Source organism: Streptomyces sp. NPDC088762 (assembly GCF_044750905.1).
Lineage (GTDB): Bacteria > Actinomycetota > Actinomycetes > Streptomycetales > Streptomycetaceae > Streptomyces.
Genome location: NZ_JBIVKT010000011.1, coordinates 16,155 through 28,137 on the forward strand (window position 1 = coordinate 16,155; position 11,983 = coordinate 28,137).

Below are 11,983 nucleotides of genomic sequence, written 5' to 3' on the forward strand. Positions count from 1 at the left end.
TTCCGCTACCGGGAGGGGGCCGAGTCGCGTCAGCCGGTCGTACGGGTACCGGTCCCCTTCGCCGCGTCCAGGGCGTACACGCAGCGGTCCTTGCTGCACGCGTAGACCACGCCCGCCTCGGCCACCGGGGCGCCCGTGATCTCGCCTCCCGTGGCCAGTTTCCAGCGCAGCTGGCCGCCCGCCGCGTCCAGGGTGTACAGGCAGTGGTCGGCGGAGCCGAAGTGCACGCGCCCGTCCGCGACCGCCGGGAGGCCGGTGATCTCGCCGCCCGCGGCGAACCGCCACTTCGGGGTGCCGGTGACCGCGTCGAGCGTGTACAGCGCGCTGCCCGCGCCCAGGTGGACGCTGCCGTTCGCGACGACCACCGGGTCGGAGGACGGGCGGGACTCGGTGGCGATGCGCCAGCGGTCCTTGCCGGTGATCGCGTCGAGGGCGTAGACGGTGCCCAGGTAGTCGGCGAGGTAGACCCCGCCGCCCGTCACCGCCGCGCCCGGCGCGAAGGCCGGCGGGGCGAGGAAGACCGCGGGGGCCTCGAAGTGCCAGCGCACCCGGCCCGAGGCCCGGTCCACGGACAGGACGCGGGTGCCGGCCACGACGTAGACGTTGCCGTCCGGGGCGGGGGTGACGCGGACCGGGACGTTGCCGCAGGAGGCGGCGTCGCCGACCGGGTAGGACCAGGATTCGCGGCCGCTGCGGGCGTCCAGGGCGCGCAGCCGGGCGTCCTGCCACACGTACACGGTGCCGTCGTGGAGGACGGGGGCCGCCTCCGGGGTCTCGAAGTCGGTCTGCGCGCCGGTCAGCTCCCACAGCTTCTGACCGTTGGAAGCCTCCCAGCCCTGTACGCCGCCCCCGCGCGTGGCGGTGAGGACCGTGCCGCGCTCGGCCCGTACGGCGTACACCCAGGCGTCGGTGGACAACCGCCACCGCTCGGAGCCGTCGCCGGCGTCCAGCGCGTAGAGGGAGGGTCCGTCGGAGGCGTGGATCCGGCCGTCGGCGACGGCCATGGACCAGGCGACGTCGCGGGTCTTGAACTGGCGGCGGCCGCTGGCCACGTCCAGGGCGTGGACCTCGAAGGAGGTCACGTAGAGCAGGTCGCCGGCGACGGTCGGGGTGCCCCAGACCTCGTTGGACATGCGGAAGCGCCACGGGCGCCAGCGGCCGCTGTCCGGGGACGGGCCGCCGCCCGGTCCGGACCCGGCAGCCGACGGGGATCCGGAGGCCGGGGCCGGGACGGCCACCGCGGAGCCGCCCGGCGGACGGATCCAGCCGGTCGCCGAGTCGGCGGAGGCGGGCGCGGCGGGCGCCGAGGCGGTCGCCCGGGGTCCGGGCCCGATCGGCACGGGGGAACCGCCGAGGCGGACGGGCTCGCCCGAGGGCACCGGGGACCTCGGCGGGTGGTGCGGGCGCTGCGGGACGGCCTGGCCGGTGCGCGGGTCCACCCACGCGTCGGCCCCGCGCTGGCGGCGGTGCGTCGGAGCCGCGGAGGCCGGCCCCCGCGATCCGGCGCCGGCGCCGCCGCCGGGTCCCGGCACGGGCGTCGCGGGCGGCGTACGGTGCCCGGCGCGCCGGGCCTCGATCATCGCGACGGCCCGGCCGGGCAGCCACGCCGAGGCGGTGCCGCTCTCGTCGCCGCCCTCGAAGAGGTGCGGGGCGAGCTGGGCCTGGAGGTCGGCCGGGGTCGGCCGCAGGGTGGCGTCCATCTGCATGCAGGAGTCGATCAGCGGCCGCAGCTCGTCCGGGAGGCCCTCCAGATTGGGGCCCTCGCGCAGCAGCATGAAGACCGTTTCCACCGGGTTCGCCCCGTGGTACGGCGGATGTCCGGTCGCCGCGAAGACCAGCGTCGAGCCGAGCGAGAAGACGTCGCTGGCGCCCTTGACGCTGCGCGAGTCCTTCGCCTGCTCGGGCGACATGTAGGCGGGGGTGCCGACCGCGACGTTGGTCATGGTCAGGCGGGTGTTGGAGACGCCGCTCGCGATGCCGAAGTCGATCACGCGCGGGCCGTCCTCGACGACGAGCACGTTGGACGGCTTCAAGTCGCGGTGGACCAGTCCTGCACCGTGGATCGACTGCAGCGCCTCGGCGATGCCGGCCGCGAGCCACCGTACGGCCTGGGCGGGCATCGGCCCGCACTCGTTGACGATCTCCTCCAGGGAGGGCGCCGGGACGTACGCGGTCGCCAGCCACGGCACGGCGGCACGCGGATCGGCGTCGACGACGGCCGCCGTGTAGAAGCCGGACACCGCCCGCGCCGCCTCCACCTCGCGGGTGAAGCGGACCCGGAAGAGCTGGTCCTCGGCGAGCTCGGTGCGCACCGTCTTGATCGCGACCCGCCGTCCGGACGCGGACCGCGCGAGATAGACCAGCCCCATGCCGCCGGCGCCGAGCCGTCCCAGCACCTCGAAGGGGCCGATCCGTCTCGGGTCGTGCTGCGTCAGCTGCTCCACCACTCGCCTCCACACCTCCCCGTACGGGCCCTCCGCGGACCCGTTTCCACCAGCGCGCGAGTGACGGCCCGGGGGCCGCGCCCCGTGCAGCGGCCCCGTGCAGCGTCTCACTCCGGGCGCCGCCCGGGTCGCGCACCCCTGATTCTGTCAGGCCCGGGCCCGGTCCGGCCCCGGCACGGCGTACGGCTCGGCGGACGGGACGGTGAGATCGGCTACGCCGGGCGCCTCGTCAGGGGTTCCGAGAGGAGCCCGAAGACGGCCCCCTGGTTGTCGGCGACGACCGCGATGCGCCCGTACGGCGTGTCGAAGGGGTCGGCGGTGACCCGGCCTCCGAGCCGCTGGACGGTCGCGACGGACCGGTCGCAGTCCGGTACGGCGAAGTAGGCGAGGAAGTGCGCGGGCATGATCTCCGGGAAGGCGTCGGTGATCAGACTGCGCCCCAGGACGGCGGTCTCCGAGCCGGGCGCGCTGCCGGGCGGGGACCAGACGCGGTACTCGATGCCGGCTTCGTCGTCGTTCTGGTCTTCGGGGACGTAGCCGAAGACCTTGGCGTAGAAGACGTCCACGGCGTCGCGGGCCCGCGTGTACACCTCGCTCCAGCAGTACGTGTAGGGCTCCCGCTGGGCCTCAAAGCCGTGGTGGGTGCCGGGCTGCCACAGGCCGAAGACGGCTCCGCCGGGGTCGGCGGCCAGTGCGGCGGTCCCGTACGGGCCCACCGGCATCGGGTCCATCACCATCTGGCCGCCGGCGGCGCGGATGCGTTGGGCGCAGGCGTAGGCGTCGGTGGTGTAGAGGTAGACGCCCCATACGGTGGGCATGCGGCCGTCGGGCTTGGGGGCGAGGGCGGCGACGTTGCGGCCGCGGCTGTAGGCCTGCGTGTAGTGGCCGTACTCGGCGCCCGCGCTGTCCGCGAAGGTCCACCCGAAGAGCTCACCGTAGAAGCGCTTGCCCGCTTCGACGTCCGGCAGCGAGGCGTCCACCCAGCAGGGTGCGCCTTCCGCGAATGCGGCCATGAGCCCGGTTCCTTCCCTTGTGCGGGGGTGTGTACCCTCCACCTCTCCCAGCCATGATCCGCCCGAAAACTTGTCCACAGCCTGTTGATAAGACTAATCGGGGGAAACTCTGAGGAACCGGGCGACGCGCCGGGGCGCCGGGGCGGCCGGAATCCGCCCCCGCGGCCTCGCGGGACCCGTCCCCGCCCAGGCCAGGGAGCCCGTAACCCCATTTGCAGGCGGCCGAATAGCGCGCCGATCACCCCTCGGTAAGCTGACGGCATGACAGGACAAGTACGCACCGTCGACGGGCGTGTCGCCGGCCGGCGCGGCCAGGCGACGCGGCAGAAGCTGCTCGACTGCCTCAGCGAGATGCTCAGCTCCTCGCCGTACCGCGACGTCAAAGTGATCGACGTCGCCCGCAAGGCCGGTACCTCCCCCGCGACCTTCTACCAGTACTTCCCGGACGTCGAGGGTGCCGTCCTGGAGATCGCCGAGGAAATGGCCACGGAGGGCGCGCAGTTGACGTCGCTCGTCGAGGGCCGCACCTGGGTCGGCAAGTCCGGATGGGCCGCCGCCGAGGAACTCGTCGAGGGCTTCCTGGACTTCTGGCGGCGCAACGACGCGATCCTGCGGGTGGTCGACCTCGGTGCTGCCGAGGGCGACAAGCGCTTCTACAAGATCCGCATGAAGATCCTGAACTCGGTCACCAACTCCCTGACCGAGTCGATGAAGGAGCTCCAGGCCAAGGGCAAGGTCGACAAGGACGTCAGCCCGGCGGCGATGGCCGGCTCGCTGGTCGCGATGCTGGCCGCGGTCGCCTCGCACCAGAAGGGCTTCCAGACCTGGGGTGTCAAGCAGAACGAGCTCAAGCCGAACCTGGCGCTGCTCGTGCACCTCGGCATCACGGGCAAGAAGCCCACGAAGTAGCGGCGGACCCCTCCAGGGTCCGCCGCCTTCGAGTGGTCCGCCGCCGCGCGGTCCGCCGTCTCCGCGCGGTCCGCCGTCTCCGCGCGGTCCGCCGTCCGCCTGTGATCAGCGACGCTCCAGGCGGAACAGCCTGATCTCGCGCTCGATGCGCGCCTGGTACGTCGCGTACGGCGGCCAGAACCTCAGCACCTCCCGCCACGCCGCCGCGCGCTCCTCCCCCTCGAGCAGCCGGGCCCGTACGGCGATGTCCTGGCCCCTCCAACTCACGTCCGCGTCCGGGTGCTTGATCAGGTTCGCGGTCCACGCCGGGTGCCCGGGCCGGCCGAAGTTGGAGCCGATCAGCAGCCAGCTGGCCCCGTCGGCCTCCGGCATGCAGGCGAGCGGGGTGGTGCGCGGCTCGCCGGTCCTGGCGCCCTTGGCGGTGAGGATCACGCCCGGCAGCATCTGGGCGCTGAGCATGACCTTTCCGCGGGTCAGCTTGTGCACCGCCTTGTCCATGGCGGGGATGAAGTGCGGCGCGATCTTGGCGAACAGCATGGTCGAGGAGACCTTCTGCATCAGTTTGACGCCGAGGGGGGTGCGGGTGCGGGTGCGGGTACCGGGGGTGGAGCCGGAGCCGGAGCCGGAGCCGGACGCAGAAGCTTCGCGGGCCATCAGACGGCCACCTTCCGGGGCAGGGGGGTGAACAGGCCCGCGCCGTCCGCGGCGTGCGCCCGCAGCCGGTGGACCGGGCCGAACAGCAGCTCGTCGGCCGCCGCCCGCTTGAAGTACAGGTGCGCGTCGTGCTCCCAGGTGAAGCCGATGCCGCCGTGCAGCTGGATCGCCTCGCCCGCGGTCGTCCGCAGGGCCTCCAGGGCCTGGGCGAGGGCGAGGCCGCCCTGGTCCGGGTCCCAGGCGGCGTAGTAGGCCGCCGAGCGGGCCGCCTGCACCTGTACGTAGAGGTCGGCGAGGCGGTGCTTGACGGCCTGGAAGGAGCCGATCGCCCGGCCGAACTGCTCGCGCTGGTTCACGTACTCCACGGTGCGGGCGAGCGCCTGACCGGCCGCGCCGACGGCCTCGGCGGCGAGCACGGCGGAGGCGGTACGGCCGGTGGCGGCGAGGGCGCGGAGTACGGGGCCGGCGTGGACGGGCCTGTGGTCGGTGTCGGCGGGCCCTGTGCTCCATGTGCCGGTCGCGACGTTCCCGGGGCCGGCATCGGCGTTCCCTGTGCTGGTCTCGTAGTCCCCTTCGGACTTCGGGCCGGACTCCGGGCCGGCCGCCGGGCTGGCCTCCGTCCCGGCCTCCGCTGTGCCGAGGAGTTCGGCCGGTACGTCGCGGAGTTGGATCCGGGCCTGCGGGCGGGTCTCGTCCAGCACGGTCTGCCGGGTCCGTACGAGCCCGGGCGCACCCTCCCGTACGAGGAAGAGCAGCGTACGGCTGCGGGCGAAGCCTCCGGTGTGCGCGGCGACCAGCAGCAGCGAGGCGCTGTGCCCGTCCAGCACCTGCGCGACCTCGCCGTAGAGCCGCCAGCCCCCGCCGGTCTCCTCGGCGCGGGCCTGGACCCCGCCCGCGCGGCCACCGCCGGCCCACTGGCCGGCGGTGTTGTCGCCGGTCAGCCCGAGGGCGGTGGCCAGGGCCGGGCCGGGGACGGCGAGGGCGGCGGTGAGGCCGCCGGCGGCGAGCGGCGGGAGCAGCTCGGAGCGCTGGGCGGCGGTGCCGAGGGAGGCGATCAGGGGCGCACAGAGCACGGCGGTGGCCAGGAGCGGCGAGGGCGCGAGCGCCCGCCCGGTCTCCTCGCAGGCCAGGGCCAGGTCGGCGGGGGTGCAGCCGATGCCGCCGTACTCCTCGGCGATGGCGAGACCCGGCAGGCCGAGCCGCTGGGCGAGCTGTTGCCACAGCTCGCGGTCGTGTCCGGCGGCGGTACGGACGGCGGCTTTGACCTCGTCCGGTCCGCAGCGTTTGGCCAGGATCTCGCGCAGGGTACGGCGCATCTCGTCCTGTTCCGCGGTGAAGGCGGCATCCATCGTCGGGCTCCTCCCCGTATCTGACGGGGCGTCATGTTAGGGCGAGCGGCGGCAGATGCACAGGGGATGGGGAGGGTTGGGGCGCTGGGGTGTTGGGGTGTTGGGGTGTTGGGGTGCTGGGGTGCTGGGGTGCTGGGGTGCCCCCGGGCTATCATCTGACGTGGCGTCAGATGTACCTTCCTTTCATGCCTGGACTCACACCTGGACCCGGATCCGCACCCGCATCCCCCCGCCGCAGGGTCGCCGTGGTCGGCGTGGCGCTCTGCGACTGCGGCCGGGTGGACGGCCCCACCCCCTACGCCCTGCACGCGCAGGCCGCCCGGCGGGCCCTGGCCGACTCCGGCCTGGACCGCTCCGTCATCGACGGCTTCGCCTCCGCCGGCCTCGGCATCCTCGCGCCGGTGGAGGTGGCCGAGTACCTCGGACTGCGGCCCACCTGGGTCGACTCCACCTCGGTGGGCGGCTCGACCTGGGAGGTGATGGCCGCCCACGCCGCTGACGCGATCGCCGCGGGGCACGCCAACGCCGTCCTGCTGGTGTACGGGTCCACGGCGCGGGCCGACATCAAGGCCCGGCGGCGGACCTCGAACCTCTCGTTCGGGGCGCGCGGACCACTGCAGTTCGAGGTCCCGTACGGGCACACGCTGGTCTCCAAGTACGCGATGGCCGCGCGCCGCCACATGCACGAGTACGGGACGACGCTGGAGCAGCTCGCCTCGGTGGCCGTGCAGGCGCGGGCGAACGCGGGCACGAACCCGGACGCGATGTTCCGGGATCCCATCACGGTGGATGACGTGCTGGGGGGCGAGATGATCGCGGATCCCTTCACGAAGCTGCACTGCTGCATCCGCTCGGACGGCGGCTGCGCGGTGCTCCTGGCGGCGGAGGACTACGTACCGGACACGGCGAAAGCTCCGGTGTGGGTCCTGGGGGCGGGGACCTCGGTCTCCCACACCACGATGTCGGAGTGGGAGGACTTCACGGTGTCCCCGGCGGCGGTCTCGGGACGGCTGGCCTTCGAGCGGGCCGGGCTCACCCCGGCGGACGTGGACGTGGCGGAGATCTACGACGCCTTCACGTACATGACCCTGGTGACCCTGGAGGACCTCGGATTCTGCGCGAAGGGCGAGGGCGGGGCCTTCGTGGAGAAGGGCCGGCTCCTGCGCGACGGGGAACTCCCGGTCAACACGGACGGCGGCGGCCTCTCGGCCTGTCACCCCGGAATGCGGGGGCTGTTCCTCCTGGTCGAGGCGGTCCGCCAGCTCCGCGGCGAGGCGGGCGCGGGCCAGGTGACCAAGCCCGGCGGCCGCCTCCCGGAGGTGGCCGTGGCCTCGGGCACGGGCGGCTGGTTCTGCTCGTCGGGGACGGTGATTCTGGGGCGGGGGTGAGGGGTGCGGGGTGAGGGGGTGCTGGTTTGGGAGCTTCGGTCGGGCGGGGCCTTCGCCCCCTCTCACCGCCGGCGCAGGGCGGCGGGACCCGCGCCGACGGGGTCGGGAAGGGGCTGGTGGTTCCCGGCCGTCTCAGCGTCTTCCGGTTCGGGCCGGTCCCTCAAGGGCGCTCCTCCTTCGTCGTCGCGTCGCTTCGCGATGGCCTGCGGCCACCCTTGACCGACCGACCCGAACCGGAACGTTCGAAGACAGCCGGGAAGCCCCCAAAAGAACGGTCACCGGGTCCATGCCCCTGTACGGGCCCGCCGGCGAGGTGCGGGCACGCTCCCCCAGACCGGCCAAGGCCCCTGACGCCTGCCGGCCGGCGCCGGGGCCCGGAGCCGCGTCTGATCGCTACGTGCTCCTCATTTCTCGGCGTCTGCGGCTCGCGTGTGGGCGACCAGGGCGTTGGCGTGGCCGTGGCCGAGGCCGTGTTCGGTCTTGAGCCAGGAGACGAGTTCCATGTGCTTGGTCAGCGGGGAAGTCCGGATGAGGTCCTGCCACTCGGCGATCGGGCGGCCGTACTTCTTCTCGATCGAGGGGAAGTAGGCGGCCGGGCCCTTCGCTGTTTCAGCCATGGAGTCTCCTTCGTTGTGGTGCCGTCGCATGTATGACTCGGGGAGGGGCGAGAACTCATCGGTCTCGCTTCTGTGGCGTGGGTCACGCGGGTTGGGGGGTGGGTCCTGGTCTGCCGGGGCGTTCTAGCCTGGGCGCATGAGCCGTGAGATCAGTGGTGAGGCGTTTCGCGACGTGCTGCACTCCCTGCGCGTGTGGGACGGGCCGCTTCCGGGATTCGATGTCGGGCAGGCGCCCGGGGAGCCGTTGGCGCTGTTTCGGGAGTGGTTCGTGCAGGCCGCGGGGGCCGGGCAGGTGGAGCCGCACACCATGAGTCTGGCGACCGTGGATGCGGAGGGACGGCCCGACGTGCGGACGCTGATGCTCCACGATGCCGATGGGCGGGGGTGGCATTTCGCCTCGCACTCCGGCAGTGCCAAGGGCAGGCAGCTGGCCGGGCGGCCGGAGGCTGCGCTCGGGTTCTACTGGGCGGCCGTGGGGCGGCAGGTGCGGATTCGGGGGCGGGTCGTGGCGCGCGGGCCGGAGGAGAGCCGGGCGGACCTGGCCGCGCGGTCGCGCGGGGCTCTGGCTGCTGCTCTGACGGGGCGGCAGAGTGAGGTGCTCGGCTCCGTCGAGGAGCTGGCGCGGGTGTCGGCGGCCGCGTGGGAGCGGGCCGGGGCCGAGCCGGACGCGCCGGCCCCAACGTGGACGCGGTACGTGCTGGAGCCCTCGGAGGTGGAGTTCTTCCAGGGTGACGCCGCCCGCCGCCACGTCCGGCTGCGGTACCGGCGCGACGCTGAGGGCGGCTGGGTGCAGGAGCTGCTCTGGCCCTAGTACTCCAGCCGGACTTCTCCTCGACCGACCGACACTTCGGCGTTTTCCTTCCGTACCGCCACCGCTCCCGGTCAGAGGGGCGGCAGGCCGTCCTCGTAGCCCTCGACCTCATAGTTCCTGAGCATCTTGGACACGGGCTCCCTGAGGTTTCCCCGCAGGAACGGGACCGCGTTGACCAGGTACTCCCTGGCGTCGAGGAGGCTCTCCAGGACCTGGAAGTACACCGCGCCGCGGGTGAACTCGGTGTCCACCTCATAGACCTCCTCGACGAAGCCGAAGCACCGCCGCAGCAGGTCCTCGTCCCGCTCCGGCGCCGCCAGGGCGGGCTGGAGAACGGGCCTGACCAGCCCGTCGAGCAGGATCGCGTAGAGGTTCAGGTCGGTGTCCGAGGCCGGCAGCGCCTCGATCGGTCCGTCCTCCTCCTCCAGGAAGGGCCTGGTCTCGGGAACCCTGTCGAGCAGGTGTCCGAGGTAGTGGTCCGCGATCATTACTGTCCCATCCCTTACGACGAGGCGGGCCGGCCCACGCGTTCCGTGGGACCGGCGAAGGACAGGAACAAGGTCCGGGTGGCGAGCAGCCAGCTTCCGTCCACCTTGCGGAACGTGTCCTCGTAGTGCCCCACCTGAGCCGGGGGTCGGGGAGGCACCAGGCCCTCGGCGTAGCCGTCGACCCGGTACGTGGCGAAGTAGGTGGTGGCCGCGGCCGTCTCCGGAGAGGTCACGGTGACGAGGATGTTGGTGCACATACGGCGTGACAGCCGGTCCGCGGGCCGGCCGCCGAAGTAGTCACGAAGAGCCCGCCTGCCGTCGATGCGACGATCGCCGGCAGGCCACACCCAGCTTCCGTCCGGCGTGAACAGGTCCGCGACCGAGCTCGGGTCCCCTAGGTCGAGCCGGTGGACGAACTCGACGATCAGTCGCTCACAGGCCCGCTCGGCGAGCAGGAGTTCCACGGGGGCAAGGGTCTCGGTATTCATGATCAACCACTATCGCTGACTTGACAGACTTCCGGCTCTGATACGCACGGATTCAGCGCGGCCGGGGCTCGATTCGTGGCCGTCGCGGTCGAAATGCAGGCCCGATTTCCTCATCCCGAGCCGTCTGAAGGGGCGCGCGCGGACAGGAGCCGCGGTCGGGCGAGGGGGCCGTCGGTTCGGCGGCCGCACGGGTGTTTGTGCAGGTCGGTGCCACTGCGGGGGGCTGAGCAGTGTCCGCCCGGCGGCCATTTCGGCGGCGTACCGATGGGCGGGGGTCCGGTGCCCGAAACGGCTATCTACAGCTTGGGGAAGCACCTGCGGTTATGCATCTCAGTCCTTGAAAGGCAGGTGAGTTGGGGATTTACCCCTTGCTAGCTTCTCGAAATGTAATCACGAAAGTTCACAATGTGAGATGAGGCGGCCGTGGTCAGGAACACCTTGCTGGAGCGGATCTGGGCGGAGCACACCATCGACGGGACCGGCGATGAGCTCGTCTACGTCGACATGCATCTGCTGCACGAACTGACCTCCCCTCAGGCCTTCGAAGGGCTCAGGGAGGCGGGCCGCAAGGTGCGCCGCCCGGACCTGACCATCGCCACCGCGGACCACGACGTCCCGACCCGCGGCCGGCGCGTTCCGCTGAGCGACTCCATCGGCCGCCGCCAGCTGGCGCTCCAGATCCGCAACAGCCGCGAGTTCGGGGTGGAGCTGCACCCCATGAACAGCCTCGGGCAGGGCATCGTGCACGTCATCGGTCCGCAGATGGGCCTGACCCTGCCCGGCATGCTGATCGTGTGCGGCGACAGTCACACCGCCACGCACGGAGCCTTCGGTGCGGTGGCCTTCGGCATCGGCACCAGCCAGGTCGAGCACGTACTGGCCACGCAGACGCTGCGCATCGCCAAGCCCAAGAGCATGCGCGTCCTCCTCGAGGGGACGCCCGCCGCCGAGGCCACCGCCAAGGACATCGCCCTGGCGGTCATCCGCGCCATCGGCACCGACGGCGGCACCGGTCACCTCATCGAGTTCCAGGGGGAGGCCATCGAGCGCATGAGCATGGAAGGCCGGATGACCCTGTGCAACATGGCCATCGAGGCCGGTGCGCGCAGCGGGATGATCGCCGCCGACGAGACGACCTTCGCCTACCTGGAGGGGCGTGACCGAGCTCCCCGGGGTGAGGACTGGGAGCGGGCCAAGGAGGCCTGGGCCGCGTACCGCAGTGCCCCGGACGCCGAGTTCGACCACGAGGTCGTGGTCGACGTGGACGGGCTGCGCCCGATGGTCACCTGGGGCATCAACCCGGGCCAGGCGATCGAGGTCGGCGGGCGGGTCCCGGACCCCGAGACCATGACCGATCCGGTGGCCCGCGAGGCCGGCCGCCGGGCCCTCGACTACATGGGGCTGGAGGCGGGCCAGCGCCTGGCCGACGTCCCCATCCGCACCGTCTTCATCGGCTCCTGCACCAACGGGCGCATGGAGGACCTGCGGGCGGCCGCAGCCGTCGTCGAGGGGCGGAAGGTGGCCCCCGACGTGACGGCGCTCGTCGTGCCCGGCTCGGAACACATCAAGAGGCAGGCGGAGGCCGAAGGGCTGGACCGCGTCTTCACGGAGGCCGGTTTCGAGTGGCGCAACCCCGGCTGCTCGATGTGCATCGCGGTCAACGGCGACCGGGTGCCGGCCGGCACCCACTCCGCCTCCACCTCCAACCGGAACTTCGAGGGACGGCAGGGGCCGGGGGCCCGTACCCACCTGGTCTCCCCCGAGACCGCCGCGGCGACCGCCCTGCTCGGTCACCTGGCGGGCAGTGCGGACGTCGCCTGAA

Annotated in this window: 11 protein-coding genes; 4 read left to right on the plus strand and 7 right to left on the minus strand. The window is 72.6% G+C overall.

What is annotated here, in order from left to right:
- Positions 1-29 precede the first annotated feature (29 nt).
- A complete protein-coding gene (locus ACIP5M_RS23360; protein ID WP_401200025.1) occupies positions 30-2,447 on the minus strand; it encodes a serine/threonine-protein kinase in 2,418 nt (805 codons plus the stop codon).
- A 209-nt stretch (positions 2,448-2,656) separates the two neighbouring features.
- Positions 2,657-3,457: a VOC family protein gene (locus ACIP5M_RS23365; RefSeq protein ID WP_401200026.1), complete on the minus strand. Its 801-nt coding sequence runs from the start codon at positions 3,455-3,457 to the stop codon at positions 2,657-2,659.
- A gap of 261 nt (positions 3,458-3,718) precedes the next feature.
- On the opposite strand from ACIP5M_RS23365, the gene ACIP5M_RS23370 reads away from it, so the two are divergent.
- Positions 3,719-4,366: a TetR family transcriptional regulator gene (locus ACIP5M_RS23370; RefSeq protein ID WP_215020350.1), complete on the plus strand. Its 648-nt coding sequence runs from the start codon at positions 3,719-3,721 to the stop codon at positions 4,364-4,366.
- Positions 4,367-4,471: 105 nt separating this feature from the next.
- Here the strand turns inward: ACIP5M_RS23370 and ACIP5M_RS23375 are convergent, their stop codons facing one another.
- Positions 4,472-4,924, minus strand: a complete 453-nt coding sequence (locus ACIP5M_RS23375; protein ID WP_401200621.1) for a nitroreductase family deazaflavin-dependent oxidoreductase — start codon at positions 4,922-4,924, stop codon at positions 4,472-4,474.
- A 95-nt stretch (positions 4,925-5,019) separates the two neighbouring features.
- Positions 5,020-6,369 (minus strand): acyl-CoA dehydrogenase family protein, encoded by a 1,350-nt coding sequence (locus ACIP5M_RS23380; protein WP_401200029.1) that lies wholly within the window; start codon positions 6,367-6,369, stop codon positions 5,020-5,022.
- Positions 6,370-6,554: 185 nt separating this feature from the next.
- Between ACIP5M_RS23380 and ACIP5M_RS23385 the strand changes: the two genes are divergently transcribed.
- Entirely contained in the window at positions 6,555-7,757 is a 1,203-nt protein-coding gene (locus ACIP5M_RS23385) for a thiolase C-terminal domain-containing protein (RefSeq protein ID WP_401200032.1), read from the plus strand.
- A gap of 404 nt (positions 7,758-8,161) precedes the next feature.
- Here ACIP5M_RS23385 and ACIP5M_RS23390 read toward each other — a convergent pair whose 3' ends face one another.
- The gene (locus ACIP5M_RS23390; protein WP_401200034.1) at positions 8,162-8,374 is read right to left on the minus strand and encodes a DUF4287 domain-containing protein; all 213 of its coding nucleotides are present in this window, start codon (positions 8,372-8,374) and stop codon (positions 8,162-8,164) included.
- 136 nt (positions 8,375-8,510) lie between these two features.
- On the opposite strand from ACIP5M_RS23390, the gene ACIP5M_RS23395 reads away from it, so the two are divergent.
- Complete coding sequence (locus ACIP5M_RS23395; protein WP_401200036.1) at positions 8,511-9,185, plus strand: pyridoxal 5'-phosphate synthase; 675 nt, start codon at positions 8,511-8,513, stop codon at positions 9,183-9,185.
- A 71-nt stretch (positions 9,186-9,256) separates the two neighbouring features.
- Here ACIP5M_RS23395 and ACIP5M_RS23400 read toward each other — a convergent pair whose 3' ends face one another.
- Together ACIP5M_RS23400 and ACIP5M_RS23405 are read right to left on the minus strand one after the other, a co-directional pair.
- The gene (locus tag ACIP5M_RS23400) at positions 9,257-9,673 is read right to left on the minus strand and encodes a hypothetical protein (protein ID WP_401200039.1); all 417 of its coding nucleotides are present in this window, start codon (positions 9,671-9,673) and stop codon (positions 9,257-9,259) included.
- Positions 9,674-9,687: 14 nt separating this feature from the next.
- Complete coding sequence (locus ACIP5M_RS23405) at positions 9,688-10,161, minus strand: nuclear transport factor 2 family protein (protein WP_401200041.1); 474 nt, start codon at positions 10,159-10,161, stop codon at positions 9,688-9,690.
- 423 nt (positions 10,162-10,584) lie between these two features.
- Here ACIP5M_RS23405 and leuC point away from each other — a divergent pair, with 423 nt between their 5' ends.
- Positions 10,585-11,982, plus strand: a complete 1,398-nt coding sequence (leuC, locus tag ACIP5M_RS23410; protein WP_401200044.1) for a 3-isopropylmalate dehydratase large subunit — start codon at positions 10,585-10,587, stop codon at positions 11,980-11,982.
- The last annotated feature ends 1 nt before the right edge of the window (position 11,983 follow it).